The organism is Jeotgalibacillus haloalkalitolerans (assembly GCF_034427455.1).
Taxonomy (GTDB): Bacteria; Bacillota; Bacilli; order Bacillales; family Jeotgalibacillaceae; genus Jeotgalibacillus; species Jeotgalibacillus haloalkalitolerans.
Genome location: NZ_JAXQNN010000001.1, coordinates 1,003,820 through 1,025,145, shown reverse-complemented (window position 1 = coordinate 1,025,145; position 21,326 = coordinate 1,003,820). Strand labels below are relative to the sequence as shown.

Here is a 21,326-nt window from a genome sequence, read left to right as displayed (position 1 = left end):
TTCTTTGGCTTATTAAAGAGTGAGCTACTTTATTTAGAAGAATTTGAGAGTATGGAGCACTTCAGACAGGAATTAGAGAAGTATATTTATTATTACAACCACGATCGTATTAAGGCAAAATTAAAAGGCAAGAGTCCGGTACAATACCGAATTCTTGCCCAGCAGGCTGCCTAATATTTTGTGTCTAACTTTTTGGGTGCAGTTCATTAGTCCTTCTGCTCTTTTTGTTCGGGCATTTTTATGATCTGCATCGGATTTCCACCGGCAAATGCGCCGGCAGGTACATCACGGTGAACGAGTGTCGCAGCTGATATCACTGCCCCGTCTCCAATGACGACACCTGGCAACACAGTTGAGTTCGCACCTATCATAACGTTGTCACCGATCACGACTTCCCCAAGCCTGTATTCCTCCACCAGATATTCGTGTGCTAAAATCGTGGAATTATAGCCGATAATCGTATTGCGTCCTACCTTAATCATTTCAGGATAAAGTGTATCCGGCATGACCATCAGTGCAAATGCGGTTTTTTCTCCTACATTCATCCCGAGAAGCCTGCGGTACATCCAGTTCTTCACGCTGAAAAACGGCGTATACCGCGCAGTTTGCAGCACGGCAAAGTTACGTGCCACTTTAAAAAAAGAAACGGTTTTATAGAGCTGCCAAAGCGAATTCGATCCTTCTACAGGATAACGCTTTGTCCTTCTCATGAGCCGCTCTCCTCAATCACTTTCAGTAAATCACTCATTTCTTCAAGCATAAAGTCAGGCTTATAAGTCTCAAGATGCGCTTTACCTTTAGAAGTCCAGGCCACACCGGCAGTTCTCGTTCCTGCGTTCTGACCGCCTTCAATATCATGGTGGTTATCACCAACCATAATCGCCTGATCCGCTGTTGAGCCAAGTGCTTCGAGCGCTTTATAAAGTGGTTCAGGATGTGGCTTTGCGTGCTCTACATCATCGAGACCAATGACGACATCAAAATACTGATCAAGATTCATCAGCTTTAATCCTCTTACGACCATGTCATGACGTTTAGTGGAGACGATCGCCATTTTGATCCCGCGATCATACAATTCCTTTACCGTCTCATCAACGCCTTCAAATGGTGTAACGAGTTCATCATGCACTTTTAAATTATAGGCTCTGTAAAAGTCGACCATTTCCTCAGTCTTTTCAGGGTTGAGCGCCTGGAATGATTCAACCAGGGGCGGTCCCATAAACTGCAGGACATCTTCCCGGCTGTATTCACCCGGATAATAATGATCCATGACATGCATAAATGATGAAATGATTAATTCATTTGTGTTAATTAACGTGCCGTCCAGATCAAACAGCACAGTATCAATGCGTTTGTTCATAGCTTGGTTCTCTCCTCTCCGCACGGTTCCAGATCGCTGCAACCGTAATCGTCAGCAGAATCGCAGTGATCACGCGAATCAATAACAGCGGCAGGATTGGAATCCCCAGTGGAATAAAGATTAAGGTATCCTCAACAATTGCGTGACAGGCGACGAGGAAAATAAAGGCGAGTGTTGCATCCTTTTTACTGACGCCGTCCTCCTGCACTGCTTTAATCATGACGCCTGCACCGTACGCAAGTCCGATCGTCAGACCTGCAACCAGTGTCATTGATGTATTTTCCCGCATACCAAGGCCTCGTGTAACCGGCGCCATCCAGCGTGAAAATACATCAAGCCATTTCAGATCACGCATAATTTGAATCACAATCATCAGTGGAATCACGATCATCGCAAGCTGTAAAATACCAAATGCTGCTTTTTCCAGTCCGAGCAGGATGATTGAACCCCATCCGCTCACATCCGGCTCACTGACAGGCACCATGCCATACTGCGCAATTTCTCCTCCGCCGCTCCATACAAGATTAATCACGATTGCAGAAGTGAATGCAAGTCCAAGTCTCACAAGCAGAATCACCCACAGCTTCACGCCCACCTTCAGCGCAACACCTGTTTCTATTAACAGGTTGTGAGAAAAAGAAAGCATGACTGCTATGATAAATACTTCTTTAACCGTCATTTCCAGCGATAAAATCCCGGCGATTCCGGCATATAAATTTAACAGATTCCCTAAAACGAGCGGAACCGCTGCCTCACCACTGAGACCAAACAGCCCCATAAACGGTGCAATCAGTTCCGTGATAAACGGCAATACAGGTGTAAACTGAAGAACCGTAATGATAAATGTAATCGGAAAAATAATTTTCCCGAGTGTCCACGTTGTATTCAGACCTGCCTTTAAGCCGTCTTTGAACGTCTGTTGAGTCATTCCATTCACCTAATTTCGTTTATCAGCGTAACGCGTTTTAATCCCCTGCCCAAATCTCCGATAAAGAATCAGACCGACTGCAACGATCACTAACAGAATTGAAATGGCCTGTGCCACACGGATCGTTTCAGTCAGCATCAGACTGTCAGTTCGCAGCCCTTCTACAAACGCACGGCCGATTGAATACCAGATCACATAGCTTAAAAAGATTTCTCCTCTGAGCGGATTTACTTTCCGCAGTAAAAGTAAAAGGATTAAGCCAATAAAATTCCAGACAGATTCATATAAAAATGTCGGATGGTAATAGGCAAAGCTTCCGTTTACTTCAATGTACATCTGATTAATGATCCACTCCGGAATCATTAATCCTTCCAGAAAACTGCGTGACACTTCGCCACCGTGCGCTTCCTGGTTAATAAAGTTCCCCCATCGCCCAAGCATCTGTCCTAAGATAATACTTGGTGCTGCAATATCAACAATCTTCCAGAATGAAAGACCTTTTCGTTTCGCAAAAACAAATCCGGTTGCCACTGAACCGATCAGCGCGCCGTGAATGGCAATCCCGCCGTTCCAGATCGCAACAATTTCCCCGGGATTCTGGGAAAAATAATCCCACTGAAAAATCACATAATAAATTCTCGCACTGATAATCGCAATCGGCACTGCCCAGATCAAAAGGTCAGCAAACATATCCTTTGGCATACCAAGTCTGTCTGCTTCACGATTCGCAAGCAGGTAACCAAGTACAATGCCAGTTCCGATAATCAGTCCATACCACGCCACACTGAGCGGTCCGAAGCTGAAAGCAACCGGATCGATCGGCTGGGCTGTTAATAACATCATAATGTAGCCTCCTGATTAAATATCGTCATGGTCCCCGTCAACAATAATGTCATTCAGACGGTTTGAAAATTGCTCTGCTGCATTCATTCCCATTCTTTTCAGACGGAAATTCATCGCAGCTACTTCAATAATGACAGCCAGGTTTCGACCAGGTCTAACCGGCAGCGTAATTTTTGTCAGATCCGTATCAATAATTCTCATCGTCTCTTCATCCAGACCAAGACGATCGTATTGCTTTGTCTTATCCCAGATCTCAAGGTCAATCACAAGTGTCACCCGCTTATGACTGCGTACTGCACCAGCCCCGAAAAGCGTCATGACATTAATAATGCCAAGTCCTCTGATCTCTAATAAGTGCTCAATCAGCTCAGGTGAAGAACCGATTAACGTATCAGTATCCTCCTGGCGAATTTCAACACTGTCATCCGCCACCAGACGATGTCCACGCTTCACAAGCTCAAGAGCCGTTTCACTTTTACCGACACCGCTTTTACCCGTAATTAAAACACCCACACCGTAAATATCCACAAGCACGCCATGCAGCGCAGTGGTCGGGGCAAGCTTGCTTTCTAAAAAGTTTGTCAGACGACTTGAAAAACGTGTCGTCTTGACAGGTGTTCTCATGACAGGCACCTGACTCAGCTCAGAAGCCTCAATCAATTCCTTTGGCACCTCAATATCACGAGACAGAATAATACCAGGCGTATTATCTGTACATAACTGTCTCATCCGGTCCTTCTTCTCATCCGTCGACAGCAGCTCATAAAAAGACATCTCCGTCCGTCCGAGCAGCTGAATCCGCTCAGCAGGATAATAGCTGAAATAACCTGCCATCTCCAGACCCGGTCTCGAAATATCACTTGTTGTGATCGGGCGGTGAATTCCTTCCTCCCCGCTCACAAGCTCCATTTTGAACTTCTCAATAATTTCATTCGTCGTTACTTTAGCCATCATGAACCTCCCTGCTTCTCTCACATACAGTCTATTGTAGCACTTTGAAAAATGAAGCACTACATTAGAAAACCGAAACATTTTTGAAAAGGTGTCTGATTTGTTATATCGCGACGATCTGTTAAGCGAATGCAGGATTCAGCGTTCACAATCCATTGATTAAAGGAGAATAATCATGCCAATTGTATGTATTGATGCAGGACACAGCTACAACACACCTGGAAAACGAAGCCCTGACGGAATGAACGAATACGCATTTAACAAAGCGGCAGCACTCGCAGCGAAAAAAGTATTGCTTCAGGCAGGCATCACCGTTTTAACACCGCACCGGGATGACACGGATGTATCACTCTCAGCAAGAACAGATCTGGCTAATAACGGCCGGGCCGACCTCTACGTTTCCATCCACGCAAACGCATTCGGCGGATCCATCTGGAACGGGGTGCAGGGAATCGAAACCTATATTCATCCGCTCCACTCAGATGAAGAGAAAAAACTTGCACAAACCATTCATCAGCATGTGATTAAAAGTACGAAAAGACCTGACAGAGGCGTAAAAACAGCGGACTTTCACGTGCTTCGCGAAACAAAAATGCCGTCTGTACTGGTGGAATGCGGGTTTATGACCAATCGTGAGGAGAAGCAGCTGCTTGCAAGTGAAAGGTATCGCAAAGCCTGTGGAGAAGCGATTGCCGCCGGTATATTAGCGCACCTTGGAAAATCAGCTGCCACCTATTTTGTTCAAACCGGGGCATTTTCCAAAAAAGAAAACGCGGAAAAGCAGGCAGCAGCACTCAAGAAAGCAGGATTTGAAGCAATGATAAAATCGTAGAACAAAATTAAAAAGACGTCCGGGGATTCATACCCCTGACGTCTTTTTAATTTGCACTCGATACTTCCGAATTCTGTTTTCCTGAAGAAAAACGTAATTTCAGACCAATCGCCAGGATCGCCACTGAAATCAGCAGACTGATACCTCCGACACCCCAATGGAAAATTAGCAAAATCCATTTAAAAAAGCCCATAATATCAGCATTCATCGTGATCAGCGCCAGCACCACAAACAATACGCCTGTCCCAAGAAATGCTGCACCAACCGTACTGAAACCAAACCACATGATCCGGTTAATAAACGTCTCCATCTGCCTCACCCGCCTTATGTATTTATTGTACTATACCATGAAGTGGGGACTCGGAAACATTTTTGGTTATTTAGAGAGCTGATGGTTTTGTGGACTTGGTGAATACAACGGTCAGTGGTGTAGATGTGACAGTCGCGAGTGCATATACAGCGTTCAACCCGGGTGTATCGATACATCGCTGGCAACCGTGCGACAGTCAACGGCGCCAACATGAACTTCATGCACTTGGGAAACAGTCTTTTGGTTTCTTAAAGGCATGAAGAGGGTGTGGTGCAGTGACTTTTTGAGTGAATATGTCATAGATAGCGGTGGATTACTACCGGATGCCAGGTTGATTGCTACAAGTCTCCGGGTGTATCGCTACATACCGGACTTCAATTGCTACAACTCAGAACAAGATTGCTACAAATAACTGTTCCCCATGTGATAAACAAAACAGCCTGATGCGCTTGTCTGGGGGGACGCGCATCAGGCTGTCTTTTTTATATTAGTGATTCCTGGTCATCTGATTAGACGAATGATTTAAGCGTTCGTTTCATTGTTTTTAGAATAAGATTTGACAGTGACTGCTCCGGTTTTTGCATCAGCAGTGATATAGAGCTTTGATGCGCCTTCGCGGTCTTTTCTGAAATTCAGTCTGCGCTGCATCATTTCCTCGCGCTCTTCTAAATGATCCATCTCATGAAAATCCACCTTCAGCTTTCCGAAGTTGGTTCTGAGTGTCCCATCAAGCGAAACGGTGTCAGGTACATTGATTTCAATCGGACCTGCAAGCGACTTGGCTTCGATACGTCGCGCAGAAGAACTTGACGTACTGCAGACGATCTTTCCATTTACAGACTGCGCATCGATTTCATCAAGTGCGCCCTCTACATTTACCTTGCCATTTACTGACTCTGCTTCAATCAGATCTGCACGTGTGTTTTCCACGTTGATGCCGCCGTTAGCTGTTTCAAGCTCAGCTTTTTCAATCAGCATATTAGACAGCTCAATTTTTCCGTTCGCTGTACGGACTTTTACTTTATTGACATTGCCGCCTTCAGACTGGAACTTACCATTGAACAGGCGGATATCCCATCTTTCGTAGCTCGCTTTAGGCACGTAAAGTACTGTGTCAAGGCTCATCATTTTCAAGTCTGATACAAAACGCAGTTTTTTGAAGTTCGTGTTAAAAATAACTGAATCCTTCAGCTGTTGCTTTGCTTTAAATTCATCATCTGATCTGAATACCTTCACATTACATTCAGCTCTGACAAAGTCTTCATCCCATGGACGGATTGTAAGCTTACCGTTTGAAATGCTCGCTTCAATGTCGATCAGCTCTGCTTTTTCAGACTCAAACACATGCTTGAATTCGAGTGATGGTCCCATGTTGAATTCAAGATTCAGTCCTTTAACCTTTTCAAATGCAGTCTGAACGAAATCTGTCAGCTTGTCTTTCTGCTGCTGACGGGCAGTTTTCTTATTTTGCTCAGTTTTGAATTCCGTTGCTTTTTTCTCGATTGTACCGAAAAGATCATTGATCATTTCATCGAGATTAAACGGGAATTCTTTTTTCTGCTGACTGCCTTGTCCGCTGCCGGCTTCACTGTGAGACTCGCTGAATGTTTTATGAGATGAGCGGCTCTGCTGTTCATACGTTGTTTCCTGATGAGCAGAAGATGTTGTATGCTCCGTTGACTTGGAACCGTCTTTTTCAAGTGCTTCCAGTAACGTTAGTGCTTCCGTGGCTGTGATCGTTCCCTTTTCTACCATACTTAATATTCTCTTGCGTTCGTTTTCCATGTATTTGACACTCTCCTCTGGTTTGAAATTGCCTCTACAGTTTTTGAACGTGCACCAGTAACCATTGAGCTACACTTCAGACGGACGCTTTCCTGGATGAGCCGTTTTGTGGCTCCATTAGACCTCCTCAACGCTTCGCGTCTGCGGGGTCTCAGCTGTCCCGCTACTCGTCCCGGAGTCGCCGCCTTCCGCTCCGCTCAATTCAAAAGGTAATTAGTATTCATACGGCTTAATCAAATAAAAGTTTCATTTGATTTAAGCATGACAGAAAAACAGGAACGGACCACCAGTCTCAGGACTGATATTGTTCTAAAGCTCGGGGACGATTTTAAGCGTTGACTTTTTCTCCAGTACGCTCAGCCATCTTTTCTTCCATCCGGCTGCGATCCCGTTCGAGAACCGGCTTCAGGTAGCTTCCTGTATACGATTCTTTTACTTCAGCGATCTTTTCCGGAGTTCCGCAGGCAAGGATTGTTCCACCCCGGTCTCCACCTTCAGGACCAAGGTCGATAATATAGTCTGACGCTTTAATAATGTCGAGGTTATGCTCAATAATCAGCACTGTATCACCATTATCAACTAAACGCTGCAATACATTCAGCAGGCGTGAAATGTCATCCACATGCAGACCGGTTGTCGGTTCATCAAGAATATACATCGACTTACCATTTGAGCGTCTATGCAGTTCAGAAGCAAGCTTTACACGCTGGGCCTCCCCTCCGGAAAGTGTTGTTGCAGGCTGTCCAAGCGTGATATAACCAAGTCCTACATCTACAATCGTTTGCAGCTTACGGCTGATTTTTGGAATGTTTTCAAAAAATGAAAGACCGTCTTCTACTGTCATCTCAAGAACGTCTGCGATATTCTTTCCTTTATATTTTACTTCAAGCGTCTCACGGTTGTAACGTTTACCATGACAGACTTCACATGGCACATACACATCCGGCAGGAAGTGCATTTCGATTTTAATAATCCCGTCACCGCGGCACGCTTCACAACGGCCACCTTTAACATTGAAGCTGAAGCGGCCTTTTTTATAGCCACGCACTTTTGCTTCATTGGTGGTCGCAAATACATCACGAATATTATCGAATACACCTGTGTAAGTCGCCGGATTTGACCTTGGCGTTCTGCCGATTGGTGACTGGTCAATATCGATGACTTTTTCAAGGTGGTCGATTCCTTTAATTTCCTTATGCTCACCAGGCTTTACCTTGGAACGGTGAAGCTTCTGGGCAAGTGACTTGTGCAGAATGCTGTTGATCAGCGTACTTTTACCCGAACCTGATACACCTGTGACAGAGGTAAAGACGCCAAGTGGAATCTTCACATCCACTTCCTTCAGGTTATTCTCTTTTGCACCTTTAATTTCAAGCTGTCTTTTCTTATCAGGCTTTCTTCGTTCAGCAGGCAGCGGAATAAATTTCTTTCCTGATAAATACTGTCCAGTCAGAGACTTTGTGCTTTTCATGACCTGTTTCGGTGTCCCGGCTGCAACAATTTCACCGCCGTGAACGCCTGCTCCGGGACCGACATCAATCAGATAGTCTGCCGCAAGCATTGTATCTTCATCATGTTCAACGACGATCAGCGTATTGCCGATATCACGCATATTTTTCAGGGTATCAATCAGACGGTCGTTATCGCGCTGGTGCAGACCGATAGATGGCTCATCCAGAATATAAAGAACACCGGTCAGTTGAGAACCAATCTGTGTTGCCAGCCTGATTCGCTGCGCTTCCCCACCTGAAAGTGTTCCGGCCGCACGGCTTAGCGTTAAATAGTCCAGTCCAACATTCACAAGGAACGTTAAACGCTCATTGATTTCTCTTAAAATAAGTCTGGCAATCTGCATCTCTTTTTCAGTCAGTTCCACACGATTAAAAAATTCTTTTGCTTCTTCAATTGAAAATGAAGTGACATGTCCAATATGAAGATCCTGTACTTTCACAGCAAGGCTTTCACGCTTCAGACGATGACCTTCACAAGTCGGACAGTGATGCTGCGCCATATATTTCTGCATCTGTTCACGGATATAATCCGAGCTTGTCTCGCGGTAACGTCTTTCAACGTTTTTGAGTACGCCCTCAAAGTTAATTTTATTTTCCCGTACCTGACCAAAGTCATTTTCATAACGGAAATAAATCTTGTCACGGCCTGAGCCCTTTAGAATCTTCTCCATTTTTTTCTTTGGAATATCTTTTACCGGAATATCCATATCAATATCGTAGTGCTTGCAGACCGCTTTCAGCATAGATGGATAATACTGTGAGCTTGTCGGCTCCCATGGTGCGATCGCATGGTCATTCAATGTAAGGTTCCAGTCAGGGATCACAAGATCAAGGTCAACTTCAAGCTTTGTTCCCAGTCCATCACAATCCGGACATGCGCCAAATGGCGAGTTAAATGAAAACATACGCGGCTCAAGCTCTTCAATTGAAAAGCCACAAATCGGACACGCGTGATGTTCATTAAATTTAATTTCCTCTTCACCAATGACGTCTACAATGACATTGCCGTCACCAAGCTTCAGGGCAGCTTCAAGAGAGTCAGCCAGTCTTGATTCAGCGCCTTCTTTTACCACAATCCGGTCAATGATCACTTCAATAGAATGTTTTTTATTCTTATCGAGCTCAATTTCATCACCGACATCCATCATTTCGCCATTTACACGAACGCGGACATATCCCTGCTTTTTAACATCTTCAAGAATTTTAGCATGCGTTCCTTTGCGCCCTGATACAAGTGGTGCAAGAACCTGAAGCTTAGTGCGTTCAGGATATTCGTAAATACGGTCCACCATCTGTTCAACTGTCTGTGACGTGATTTCAATGCCGTGATCCGGACAAACCGGTCTCCCGACACGTGCAAATAACAGTCTAAGGTAATCATAAATTTCCGTAACGGTTCCAACAGTTGATCTCGGGTTTCTGCTGGTTGTTTTCTGATCAATCGAAATCGCCGGGGATAATCCTTCAATTGTATCCACATCGGGCTTATCCATCTGACCAAGGAATTGTCTTGCATAAGCAGAGAGTGATTCAACATATCGTCTCTGCCCTTCCGCATAAATCGTGTCAAACGCAAGTGATGATTTACCTGATCCGGAAAGACCCGTCATCACCACTAGCTTGTCACGTGGAATTTTTATATCAATATTTTTAAGATTATGAGCGCGGGCGCCCTGTATAATAATCTGATCTTTACCCATTGTCAGGTCATCCTTCCGCTTTCAGTTCTAAAATGAGGTCGCGCAATTCAGCCGCTTTTTCGAAATCAAGCGCACGTGCCGCTTCCTTCATTTCAATTTCCATTGACTCAATGACTTTCGCGCGTTCCGGCTTAGACATCTTCTTCATCTGTTCAGCAGGTGATACATATTCTTCTGCTTCTTCAACAGCGTGAGTGGCTCTGATGACATCACGGATCTCTTTATTAATCGTAACCGGCGTAATGCCGTGTTCTTCATTATAAGCAATCTGCTTCTCACGTCTTCTTGCCGTCTCATCCATTGCGCGCTGCATGGAATCCGTGACTTTATCAGCATATAAAATAACATGACCGTTTGAGTTTCGGGCAGCACGGCCGATTGTCTGAATCAATGAACGGTCAGAACGCAGGAAGCCTTCTTTATCTGCATCCAAAATCGTAATCAGTGACACTTCAGGAATATCAAGCCCTTCTCTTAAAAGGTTGATTCCGATTAATACATCATACTTACCAATCCGGAGATCTCTTATAATCTCAATTCGCTCAAGTGTTTTTACTTCTGAATGAAGATATTGAACCTTGATGCCGATCTCTTTCAGATAGTCAGTCAGATCTTCAGACATTTTTTTCGTCAGTGTCGTAATCAGTGTACGCTCATTTTTCGCAATCCGGTCCTGGATTTCACCGAGCAGATCATCAATCTGACCTTCACTTGGACGGATTTCAACGGTTGGATCAAGCAGCCCTGTCGGACGGATAATCTGCTCAACCATTTCATCTGTATGCTCCATCTCATAAGGGCCCGGTGTTGCTGATACATAAATCGCATTATGCACGTGCTTTTCAAATTCCTCAAACTTTAATGGGCGGTTATCCATCGCTGAAGGCAGACGGAATCCGTGATCAACAAGCACCTTCTTACGCGCCTGGTCACCGTTATACATCCCGCGGATCTGAGGTAGCGTAACGTGCGACTCATCAATCACCAGTAAAAAGTCGTCCGGGAAATAGTCCAGCAGTGTATAAGGTGTAGCGCCTGCTTCACGCAGCGTCAGGTGTCTCGAGTAGTTCTCGATCCCTGAACAGAAGCCCATTTCCCTCATCATCTCAAGGTCATAGCGCGTACGTTGTTCAAGACGCTGCGCTTCAAGCAGCTTATCTTCTTCCTTGAGAATCTTCAGCTGTTCTTCCAGTTCTTTTTCAATATTTTCAATCGCAACACGCATTTTTTCTTCACGTGTTACGAAGTGGGAAGCCGGAAATACTGCTACATGGTCGCGGTCACCAAGGATTTCACCGGTAAGAGCATCAACCATTCTGATCCGGTCAATTTCGTCTCCGAAAAATTCAACGCGGATACAGTGCTCATCATTTTTAGCCGGGAAAATTTCAACGACATCACCGCGCACACGGAATGTACCCCGGGTAAAGGCAATATCATTTCGTTCATACTGAATATCAACCAGTCTTCTGAGCAGCTGATTGCGCTCAATTTCCATTCCAACACGGAGTGAAACCACGAGTTCTTTATATTCTTCCGGAGAACCTAAACCGTAAATACATGAAACAGATGAAATGATGATGACATCATCACGCTCAAACAGTGAAGATGTCGCTGAGTGTCGCAGCTTATCAATTTCATCATTGATACTTGCGTCTTTTTCTATAAACGTATCAGTCTGAGGCACATAGGCTTCAGGCTGGTAGTAATCGTAATAGCTGACAAAATACTCTACAGCGTTGTTCGGGAAAAACTCTTTGAACTCACTATACAGCTGTCCGGCAAGCGTTTTATTATGGGCAATGACCAGCGTTGGCCGCTTTACTTCCTGTACAACATTTGAAACCGTAAAGGTCTTACCTGTACCTGTCGCACCCAGCAAAGTCTGATGCCGCTTCTGTTTTTCAACGCCCTCTACAAGCTTCTTAATTGCAGCAGGCTGATCCCCCGCCGGCTGATATTTTGACTGCAAATCAAATTCCTGCACCATTTATCTAACGCCTCCTATAAATCTTTCCGAAAAAAGCTTCTTCTATATTCATACCCTTTATGATGAAACGAAACAGGGTTTTAGGCAAATTAATTGTCTCAACTAGTTTACCACCATGAGATAAAAAATAACAGCAAAAAGCGAACATACATTCTCAAAATGTGTTTTGAGCAGTTACGGGAGGTGGTTGAGGAGATAAGAAACTTGTTCATGAGGATGGCGATACTATGGCGGTGGATGTGACGTCAAAAGTCTGCGATTGCTACATCCTGGAGGGGGATTGCTACAGGTTCCCGGGTGTATCGCTACAAGCTTGGGGCTGATTGCTACATCCCGGGCCGAAACAGCGACAACTTCAGCCTACCACTGCACCATGTCCTGCATGCGCTTAGCTTTTAGTTTCTTAAAGGCATCAGGAGGGTGTGGCATAACAACTGTGGCATGTGAATACGACAACAAAAGTGTGCGATTGCTACACACTGACGGGTGGATTGCTACAAAATCCCGGGTGTATCGCTACAAGCTGAAAACAAATTGCTACATCTCGGGCAGAAATCGCTACAAGCCTAAGTCGGATTTTGCAGCCCGGGCTGGAACGGTAACAGCTCAGCCGGATCCCGCATTAAAAAACAGCGCGGAATCTAAGCGATTCCGCGCTGTTTATCTGTGTACTTTTTCATATAACGGTTGGCGTACCAGAGGCCAAGTGTCAGGGAGGCGGCGTCAACGATGATAACGTACCAGCTTCCTGTGTATCCTTTATAAGATGAGCCGGCAATCAGTGCGATCGTCAGCAGCATTGCGATCGTGCGGCTGTAAGTGATACGGGTAAATAAAACAACTAATAATGCTGGAAGAAACATGGCCATCAGAATTTTTGTGCCCATTTCATCACCTCACGATTCCATCATACTGAACTCATTTTGATGCTGCAATAAGATTTTGTGTGATTTTGCTCAGTTCTGAATGAGGAATAAACTTTTCAGCCAGCATATCAGGCAATACTTCCTCTAAAAAGAATTCAACGCTTTTCATCTCACTGAATTTAAGAATCGTGGATAATGCTTCCTGATAGATTTCAAGGAAGATCGGCTCAGGATTTCCTTTTTGAATTTCGCCGAACGATTCGTACAGCAGATCAATTTTATCCGCAACAGACAGGATATTGCCTTCAAGTGTGCGATCCTTCCCTTCTTTAAAACGCGCAAGATAAATCGACTGGTACTCTTCAGGAAATTCCGCCTGCACAAATCGGTGTGCCATCTCCTCTTCCACCTCACTGAACAGTCGGTTTAATTCAGAAGAGGCATACTTTACAGGTGTTTTAATATCACCTGTAAAAATTTCAGGATAGTCATGATTCAATGCTTTTTCATAAAGATTCTTCCAGTTCACGGTCTTCCCGTGATGCTCCTCAACCGTGCCGAGAAACTGCGCAATTTTCGTCACTTTAAATGAATGGGCTGCCACTGTATGTTCGTTATATTTAAACTTGCCGGGACAACGATAAAGCTTTTCCATATCAGATAGACTTTTGAAATAATGATGAATCCCCATGAGCTCACCCCGTTATTTTTAGCTAATAGTAGCATTCACAGTGTGTAAAGTACAATACATTGTATGTGAAATTTTTGCTGAATGATTGGTCCGGGGAGGAATTTATTTTATTCACTCATCTATTGGCGTTAATCTATCACCTTTTACTTTTATCAATCAGCTCCATGGTTAATTCAGCCTGAGCCGCTTTACATGAAGTTGATTCTTACACCTTTCAACTTTTATCCATCACCAATCCTGTTCATTCAATCACCTTTTAATTTATTCAACCACCCAGCCCAGCCATGCCCGCCCCACCGAACGCCAGTCAAAAAAAACAGCCCGATCTCTCAGGCTGTTTCACGTTTGCGGTCTTCAATTAAAATACATCCAAGCTGATGATGCTGTCCTTCATACAAAGCTGCCTGCGTGTAGCGCACTTCTCCGGCATGGTTGAACACTTCAAGCTTACAATGGGCACGGCTCTTCTGAATCGCTTCATAAAATTCACGTTCGTTTCTGACAACCAGGCCGTTTACTTTATGAACCATTTCTCCGCGCATCAGTCCCATTTTTGCAGCCGGAGTGCCCGGGAGCACATCAATGATCATGACGCCTTTATCTCCGTTCAGGAAGTGATAACCGGATTTTCTGCAAACGGCACGTGTTTTGAGCAGAATGAATAATCGTCCTGCAAAAGCAATTCCGAATGACACAAAGATCAGATATGGTGCCCAGAGTGTACCTGCTGCAATGACAGCTGATAAGAAGCCAAGCCACACAACCTGTGCGCCGTTTGATTTTAAAATATTTTTCGGCAGGTCATGTACGACCGTTAACTGATAGCCGAGTACAGCCGGGAAGATGAAAAGTGAAAATGTATCCCCTGCACCAATGAGCGGCCACCAGCCGGCTTCATTAATCAATCCTGTTGGAACCGGGATGAGCAGTGGTACCAGCCAGATTCTTTTAGTGAAAAATGCGCCTGCCTTCATGCCGCGCGGCGTTCTGATTACCCTTGGTGAAGTCTGTTTGACAGCATTCAGCTGAATCATCAGCCCTTCAGCAATCAGCAATAATCCCATTACAATGCCTGCAGCGATAAAAGCATCAGGCAGTGCCGGAACAAGCTCCGGTAGTGTCACGTTAAAGTAGTCAAGCCCGATAATCGCAACAAATACAAGCGGAAACATAAAGCCTGCAGATAAAAGCCTGAACTGACCAATGATTGTAAATAGAATCATGGCCAGACTGACTGCATAAATCCAGAAGAGATCAACAACGATTCCCGCTCCGCTGATCACTGCTGACAACACAAGTCCAAATGCTAAAGAAACGCCGAAAAAACTGAGCAATTCTATGTACCACGGCTTGACCGCTGTTCTGACATCACGGCGTTCCCTTTTCAATCTTACAGTTCCTGCAACAATTGCTGCGATGATTCCGATCAGCAGCACCGGATTTAACAGTCCTAAAAGCGCACCCGGCAATTCACTTAACCATTCATTGAACATACGATCCCCCCGGTCGATAACAAATTCTTGTATTTATTGTATCAGACCTGAGGGAATCACAGTATAGGAATTTCGCCCGGGGACAGCGTATTTATGCCGTCCCCGGGCGAAATGTTTAATGGCGTGCAATAAACTCGATTGCTGATTGCAGCTGATGATCATGATTTGGATTCTTTTTGTATAGCTCCAGCGTCGATTCAAGCTTTTTCAGTGTAGAAGTATTGACTTCACCTGTTTCTTTCAGGCGGGATTTTTTCTGGAATTCAGTAATGGCTTTTTCAGTCTGTGCACTGAAGTAGCCATCTGTCCGGTCAACTTCATATCCGAGACCATCTAACAGCCTTTGAAGGGAAGCGACCCTTTCATCATTCATGCCTTTTTTCAGCACAATAGAAGACTGAACAGGAGATAATTCGAAAATCTCCGGCTGGACGACTTCTAAAGTTGGCTGAATACCCTTACGGTGAATCCAGCGTTTATCAGGGGTCAGCCACTTTGATACCGTCAGCTTCATCTGGCTGCCGTCACCGAGTTCAAGTGACTGCTGAACGGTTCCTTTTCCAAATGACTTTGTACCAATCAGTGTATAGCCTTCAACCTCATACATCGCAGCTGCAAGAATTTCTGAAGCAGATGCACTGCCTTCATTAATCAGCACGACAATCGGATATTCTTTTTTGTCTTTAGATCCCGAGGTTAGTGCTTCCCGTTTTCCTGAGCGTTCTTCCACATACATAAATGGTTTTTTATCTGTTAAGAAATTGCCCAGCACTTCCTCAACACTTGACAGTAATCCCCCCGGATTGCCTCTTACATCAATGATTAATCCGGACAGGTCTTCTTTTTCAAGATCATCAAGTGCTGCTTTCACATCTTTACCGGTCCCCTCACCGAACGTTTTAATTTCTATGTATCCGGCCTTTGCCCCGTCACGTTCATAAAGCTGATGGGAAACCGTTTCAACAGGAATATCATCACGCACCACATTAATGGTTAAGGATTTTTCAGCCTCTCCTCTTTTAATACCAAGCTGCACGCGGCTGCCTTTAGGGCCTCTGATTTTTGATGTCAGATCATAAATTGTCAGTCCGTCAATTTCTTCATTGTCTACAAGCGTGATCACATCATTCGGCTTTAACCCTGCTTTTTCAGCCGGCGATCCTTTGAGCGGCGCAACAATGATGAACTCACCTTCCTGCTGCGTAATTTCTGCACCAATTCCGCTGAATGATGAATCAAGCGAATCGTGGAACTGCTTTGAGGTCTGTTCATCCATATAGACTGAATATGGATCCCCAAGCGCTGCGACCATTCCTTTTAACGCACCGTCAAGCAGCAGATTTTCATCCACCTTTTCAACATAACTGTCCTGAATCATCTGCTGTGCTTTTTCAATTTTGGACATTTCAACAGATACCTCTTCCGGCGCCCTCTTCACGATCCACCGCTCTGCACTGTAATAAACGCCAGCTCCAAGTACCATACATATCAGGATCATAAGTGCTCTTCTCACCTGCTTCCCCCTCTCTGATACACGTTATGAAGCATTTGTTTCACTTAGAAGCGCCTCCATGCTCTTTTCAAGCTGAATGGCAGTAACAGGTCCAAAAAATGTTTCATATATTTTTCCGTCAGGGGTTATGATCACTGTAATTGGAATCGTAAAAACCCGGAAATCCTGCTGCATGCTGCCGGATTCATCCAGTGCGATTGGGAAAGTGATTTCGTGCTTTTTTATAAAGTCTGACACATTTTTCAGGTTGAATTCTTCTTTTGTTAAATTGACGCCAATCAGTTTAATGTCAGGATGTTCAGATGAAAATGTCTTCAGTTCAGGCATTTCTTCAATACATGGCGGGCACCAGCTTGTCCAGAAATTAAGAATGAGCGGCTCTCCCTGGACATCCTTCTTTGAAAGCTCAGATCCGTCCTGCATGATGAGTGTAAATTCCGGTGCATCCTGGAGTTCCGGTTTCATTACAGGCTCGCTTGGAACCGGCTCTGCACTGATCAGAAAAAAAATGCTCGCACAACACAATACAGCAAATGTCCACCCGGCCAATCTCATTTTCTGAACCATCATATACTGTCCCTCCTCCGGGGAAGTATATGAAGCAGGTTGGGGATCATGACAGGATGATGCGATTAGAGATGAAAGTAGAAATGTGAATTTTTTAAGGGGAATACGGAATTATCAGTAAAGCGTGAAAAGCATCATTTAACTTTTATACATACTTTTTTAAAGTCCATTGTTGTTTTTGCACAGCTGGTGATTGGAACGTAAGGGGCGACTCCTGTGGCAGGAAGGGACAGGTGAGACCAAGCACGGCGAAGCCTGCGGGCTCACCGCCCGGCCGCGGAAAGCGTCCCCTGAAGTGGAGATCATCAGCCACCTTAAACAAAGCCAAAATATAAAAACTCCCAAACCGAAGTCTGGGAGTCTGCTAGATTAGAATGAGATATATTTACGCGGGTTAACAGCGTTTGACTTAGATCCGTTCCATGCACCCTCGTGAAGCTCAAAGTGAAGGTGAGACCCGAATGAGAATCCTGTGTTACCCATGCCACCGATATACTGGCCTTTTTCGATAAACTGATTGTTTGATACTGCAATGCTGCTAAGGTGAGCATATACAGTTGTGAAAGTCTGTCCGTTTACACTGTGTGTCATGATGATCATGTTACCATAACCGCCATTTTCACCGCCTGCAGCTTTAACAACATAACCATCAGCTGCTGCAACAATTGCAGAACCTGTACCGTTTGCTACATCAATTCCATAATGGTAACGCGTGTTTCCATTTAGAATATCCCAGCCAAACTCAGTTGTGATGCTTCCGCTTGCAGGTGTTGTCCAGGTACCTCCAGAAACCGGAGCTGAGGCTTGTGGTGCACTTGGCTGTGGAGAACTGCTTGCGCTACTTGAGCTGCTTGCTGCAGTGCTTGTCTGAGAAGATGCAGCCTGCTCTTCTGCCTGTTGTTCAGCAGCTGCCTGTCTTTCAGCTTCAGCCTGTCTCTCTGCTTCTGCTTGTCTTTCAAGTTCTTTCTGACGCTCAATTTCTTTTTGACGAGCCAGTTCAGCAAGACGTTCCTGTTCAGCTACAATCTGATTTTCAACGTCCGCTGCAAGTTCCTTCAGTTCACTGTCTTCTTCCTGAAGCTTAGACTTCTCGTCTTCAAGTTCACCCTGTTTCGCTTCAAGGTCAGCCATTAGTGCGTCTTTGTCAGCTTTTTGAGCATCAAGGTCAGCCTTTAAGCCGTCAAGCTCTGCTTTTTGTGCTTCAAGCTCTTCAAGCTGCTGCTGCACTTCAGCTTCTTTTTGTTCAAGAGATTCTTTATCTCTTTGCTGTTCTTCCATGATTTTACGATCAGCATCTACGAGTGTATTTACTGCTGAGAACCGGTCAATGAAATCTCCGAAGTTTTCAGCGCCAAGCAGTACATCAATGTAGTTCACTGAACCGCCTGTTAACTGGATTGCACGTGCACGCTCTTCAAGCAGTGCTGTACGCTCTTCAATCTTTTTCTTCAGCTCTTCAATTTCTCCGCGAAGCTTTTCGATCTGAGCGTTTGTTTCATCAATTTCACCTGAAACTGCATTGATTTTATTAGTTGTATCTTCAATTTCGCTATCAAGCTTTTTAATTTCATCAGTAACTTTTGCCTGCTCTGCTACAATCTCTTCAATGCGGTTATTTGTTGTACTGATCTCACCGCTGATTTCTTCACGCTGGCTCTCGATTGATGAACGTTCTTCTTTTAAGCTATCTAATGACTCAGCAGATGCTGTGTTGATTACAGGAAAGCTCCCTGCAATAAGTGCTGCTGCCAATGACAGGCTGACGAATGACTTTTTCACAAATTTGTTCTCCCTTCGAATCTAGCATTTCTCTATATTTTTCTCTTTAAGTTATACGCGCAGGAACTTTCTGACGGACATAAAGCTTCCCCATACGCCAATTACGACGCCCATCAGTAAAATTAATGCGTTAATCTGATAGATAAACGGTGAAAACTCAAGGATCTGGATAAATGAATCTTCAAGCCGCGGTTCCATATATTCATAGACGTTGTAGTAAAGAAATGAAACGGCTGCAATCGGCAGGATTGAACCGATGATACCAAGCCAGATTCCTTCGAGTATAAATGGAATTCTGACAAACCAGTTAGATGCGCCAACCAGTTTCATAATCTCAATTTCTGTTCTTCTCGCAACAATTGTGATCTTAATTGTGTTTGAAATCAGGAACATTGCGGTAAACAGTAAACCGAAGATCAAAACGGCGCCGACATTTCTGCTGACTTCAAGTATGCTGAACAGCCTGTCGATTTTCCCTTCACCATATTCGACAGAGTGTGTATTCTCAAGTGTGCCGATCTGGGAAGCAAGACGTTCAGTTTGTCTCGGGTCTATAGCTTTTACAACAAACTTATCACGGAGCGGGTTGTTCTGTTCGAATAACGCCATCTCCTCACCAAAGCTGTCGATCAGGCCGGATAGTTCTTCTTCTTTTGTTGAGTAATCGATTGATTCAACTCCGGAGAGCTGTTCTATTTCCTGCTCTAACGATGCAACTGCCTGCTCGTCTGCTTCAAGCTCGACATAGACATTCATTTCAACATCGTTTTCTATATCATCTGCGGCTTTATTCATATTCAGCATAAGTGCTGTGAATACACCAACAAGTAATAATGTGACTGTTACTGCACTGACAGATGCAAATGTCATCCATCCGTTTCTCGCAAGACTCTTGAAGCTTTCCCTGAAGTGTCTTGTTAGCGTCCTAGCTTTCATAACCGTAGTCCCCCCGCTGTTCGTCACGGACAATTACACCATTTTCAATGGCAATGACACGGTGGCGGATCGTGTTAACTATTTCACGGTTATGCGTAGCCATAATAATTGTTGTGCCGCGTGAATTAATTTCTTCAAACAAGTTCATAATTTCCCATGAAGTCTCCGGATCAAGGTTTCCTGTCGGCTCATCGGCGATCACCACTTTTGGTGAATTTACGATTGAGCGTGCGATAGAAACTCGCTGTTGTTCCCCTCCGGAAAGCTCATCGGGCATCATGCGGGCTTTGTGTTTCAATCCAACCAGATCTAACACTTCCATAACTTTCTGTTTGATAACCTTTGGCTGTTCCTCAATTACCTCTAAAGCAAAAGCAATATTTTCATAGACGGTGAGTTTATTCAGGAGTTTGAAATCCTGGAATACAACCCCGATATTTCTGCGTAAATACGGCACACGCTTGCGCTTCAGTTTCGCAATATCGATTCCGTTCACCATAATCGTACCTTTTGTCGGCTTTTCTTCACGGTACATCATTTTGATAAATGTAGATTTACCAGCTCCACTCGGTCCGACTACATAGACGAACTCTCCGGACTGAATCTTCACATCAAAACCGTTTGCAGCCATGATACCGTTCGGGTACTTTTTGTATACTTCATTCATTTGTATCATTAAAAATACGCACCTTATCTTTAAATTTCCATGATGACTGTTTCTGGCTGACTGGTGTACATGCCCTCAACACGCAAGATAATAGGAATAAATAGCTAATTATCAAGGCTAGTCGATTTTTGGCACAAGAACATTATATCATTCACGCGAATTTTGTTAACGACAATTATATTACAGTTTCATTTCGTTAATGAAATATAAAAAACATCTTTTACCGTGATGGTAAAAGATGTTTTAAAAAGAATGTATTTTATTGCTTTTCAGAGAGCCATTCTGCCACGACTTCTGCTTCTTCACCTTCAATGATATTAGGAGGCATACCACCCTGACCCTGCTGAATAACCTGAAGAATTTCATCCTGACTCAGTCTGGAGCCCACTTCCTGCAGGTTTGGACCGCTTGCACCTTCAAGATTATCCCCGTGACAGCCTGAGCAGTTCCCAATATAAATTTCTTCAGGATCCATTTCTCCAGCTGAAGAGCCGGTATCTGCAGCCTCTTCTTCTCCGCCGCCACATGCACCCAGTAATACTGCTGATCCCAGCGCCACACCTAACCACCATTTTTTCATCAATATCCACCTCGTTTTTAAAAT

The 21,326-nt window shown here is 44.4% G+C and carries 20 protein-coding genes; 2 read left to right on the top strand and 18 right to left on the bottom strand.

The annotated features are described in order from the left end of the window. Nucleotides 1–174: IS3 family transposase (locus UFB30_RS04720; protein WP_322420543.1), on the top strand; the 174-nt coding region annotated here is incomplete at its 5' end. Nucleotides 175–206: 32 nt separating this feature from the next. Here UFB30_RS04720 and UFB30_RS04715 read toward each other — a convergent pair. The 5 genes from UFB30_RS04715 to hprK are packed head-to-tail and all read right to left on the bottom strand — an operon-like array spanning nucleotide 207 to nucleotide 4,082. Beyond that, entirely contained in the window at nucleotides 207–710 is a 504-nt protein-coding gene (locus UFB30_RS04715; protein ID WP_322420519.1) for an acyltransferase, read from the bottom strand. Next, complete coding sequence (gene ppaX / locus UFB30_RS04710; RefSeq protein ID WP_322420518.1) at nucleotides 707–1,360, bottom strand: pyrophosphatase PpaX; 654 nt, start codon at nucleotides 1,358–1,360, stop codon at nucleotides 707–709. The genes UFB30_RS04715 and ppaX overlap by 4 nt, the downstream gene beginning before the upstream one ends. After that, on the bottom strand, nucleotides 1,344–2,288 hold the full coding sequence (locus UFB30_RS04705; protein WP_322420517.1) for a nucleoside recognition domain-containing protein: 945 nt from the start codon (nucleotides 2,286–2,288) through the stop codon (nucleotides 1,344–1,346). Before UFB30_RS04705 ends, ppaX begins: the two co-directional genes overlap by 17 nt. A gap of 9 nt (nucleotides 2,289–2,297) precedes the next feature. Beyond that, complete coding sequence (gene lgt, locus UFB30_RS04700; RefSeq protein WP_322420542.1) at nucleotides 2,298–3,128, bottom strand: prolipoprotein diacylglyceryl transferase; 831 nt, start codon at nucleotides 3,126–3,128, stop codon at nucleotides 2,298–2,300. Between the two features lie 18 nt (nucleotides 3,129–3,146). After that, complete coding sequence (hprK, locus tag UFB30_RS04695) at nucleotides 3,147–4,082, bottom strand: HPr(Ser) kinase/phosphatase (protein ID WP_322420516.1); 936 nt, start codon at nucleotides 4,080–4,082, stop codon at nucleotides 3,147–3,149. Nucleotides 4,083–4,257: 175 nt separating this feature from the next. Here hprK and UFB30_RS04690 point away from each other — a divergent pair, with 175 nt between their 5' ends. After that, nucleotides 4,258–4,914 carry an N-acetylmuramoyl-L-alanine amidase gene (locus UFB30_RS04690; protein WP_322420515.1) on the top strand — a complete coding sequence of 219 codons (657 nt, stop codon included), beginning with the start codon at nucleotides 4,258–4,260 and terminating at the stop codon, nucleotides 4,912–4,914. Between the two features lie 46 nt (nucleotides 4,915–4,960). Here the strand turns inward: UFB30_RS04690 and UFB30_RS04685 are convergent, their stop codons facing one another. The 13 genes from UFB30_RS04685 to cccB form a co-directional block, all read right to left on the bottom strand. Then, the gene (locus UFB30_RS04685; RefSeq protein ID WP_322420514.1) at nucleotides 4,961–5,224 is read right to left on the bottom strand and encodes a hypothetical protein; all 264 of its coding nucleotides are present in this window, start codon (nucleotides 5,222–5,224) and stop codon (nucleotides 4,961–4,963) included. 522 nt (nucleotides 5,225–5,746) lie between these two features. Continuing rightward, nucleotides 5,747–7,009 carry a DUF4097 family beta strand repeat-containing protein gene (locus tag UFB30_RS04680; protein WP_322420513.1) on the bottom strand — a complete coding sequence of 421 codons (1,263 nt, stop codon included), beginning with the start codon at nucleotides 7,007–7,009 and terminating at the stop codon, nucleotides 5,747–5,749. A gap of 328 nt (nucleotides 7,010–7,337) precedes the next feature. Then, on the bottom strand, nucleotides 7,338–10,220 hold the full coding sequence (uvrA, locus tag UFB30_RS04675) for an excinuclease ABC subunit UvrA (RefSeq protein ID WP_322420512.1): 2,883 nt from the start codon (nucleotides 10,218–10,220) through the stop codon (nucleotides 7,338–7,340). A gap of 7 nt (nucleotides 10,221–10,227) precedes the next feature. Further along, a complete protein-coding gene (uvrB, locus tag UFB30_RS04670) occupies nucleotides 10,228–12,210 on the bottom strand; it encodes an excinuclease ABC subunit UvrB (protein ID WP_322420511.1) in 1,983 nt (660 codons plus the stop codon). Nucleotides 12,211–12,851: 641 nt separating this feature from the next. After that, nucleotides 12,852–13,097: a CsbA family protein gene (locus tag UFB30_RS04665; RefSeq protein ID WP_041123198.1), complete on the bottom strand. Its 246-nt coding sequence runs from the start codon at nucleotides 13,095–13,097 to the stop codon at nucleotides 12,852–12,854. Nucleotides 13,098–13,128: 31 nt separating this feature from the next. Continuing rightward, the gene (locus UFB30_RS04660; protein ID WP_322420510.1) at nucleotides 13,129–13,767 is read right to left on the bottom strand and encodes an HD domain-containing protein; all 639 of its coding nucleotides are present in this window, start codon (nucleotides 13,765–13,767) and stop codon (nucleotides 13,129–13,131) included. Nucleotides 13,768–14,096: 329 nt separating this feature from the next. After that, nucleotides 14,097–15,260, bottom strand: coding sequence for a PDZ domain-containing protein (locus UFB30_RS04655; protein WP_322420509.1), 1,164 nt, complete (start codon nucleotides 15,258–15,260; stop codon nucleotides 14,097–14,099). Between the two features lie 115 nt (nucleotides 15,261–15,375). Beyond that, the gene (locus UFB30_RS04650; RefSeq protein ID WP_322420508.1) at nucleotides 15,376–16,773 is read right to left on the bottom strand and encodes a S41 family peptidase; all 1,398 of its coding nucleotides are present in this window, start codon (nucleotides 16,771–16,773) and stop codon (nucleotides 15,376–15,378) included. A gap of 24 nt (nucleotides 16,774–16,797) precedes the next feature. Then, complete coding sequence (locus UFB30_RS04645; RefSeq protein ID WP_322420507.1) at nucleotides 16,798–17,343, bottom strand: TlpA family protein disulfide reductase; 546 nt, start codon at nucleotides 17,341–17,343, stop codon at nucleotides 16,798–16,800. Between the two features lie 366 nt (nucleotides 17,344–17,709). Continuing rightward, nucleotides 17,710–19,119, bottom strand: a complete 1,410-nt coding sequence (locus tag UFB30_RS04640) for a murein hydrolase activator EnvC family protein (protein WP_322420506.1) — start codon at nucleotides 19,117–19,119, stop codon at nucleotides 17,710–17,712. A gap of 51 nt (nucleotides 19,120–19,170) precedes the next feature. Continuing rightward, nucleotides 19,171–20,055, bottom strand: a complete 885-nt coding sequence (gene ftsX / locus UFB30_RS04635) for a permease-like cell division protein FtsX (protein ID WP_322420505.1) — start codon at nucleotides 20,053–20,055, stop codon at nucleotides 19,171–19,173. After that, nucleotides 20,045–20,731 carry a cell division ATP-binding protein FtsE gene (gene ftsE / locus UFB30_RS04630; RefSeq protein WP_322420504.1) on the bottom strand — a complete coding sequence of 229 codons (687 nt, stop codon included), beginning with the start codon at nucleotides 20,729–20,731 and terminating at the stop codon, nucleotides 20,045–20,047. Before ftsE ends, ftsX begins: the two co-directional genes overlap by 11 nt. 250 nt (nucleotides 20,732–20,981) lie before the next feature. Then, nucleotides 20,982–21,302, bottom strand: a complete 321-nt coding sequence (gene cccB, locus UFB30_RS04625; protein ID WP_322420503.1) for a cytochrome c551 — start codon at nucleotides 21,300–21,302, stop codon at nucleotides 20,982–20,984. Between the last annotated feature and the right edge of the window lie 24 nt (nucleotides 21,303–21,326).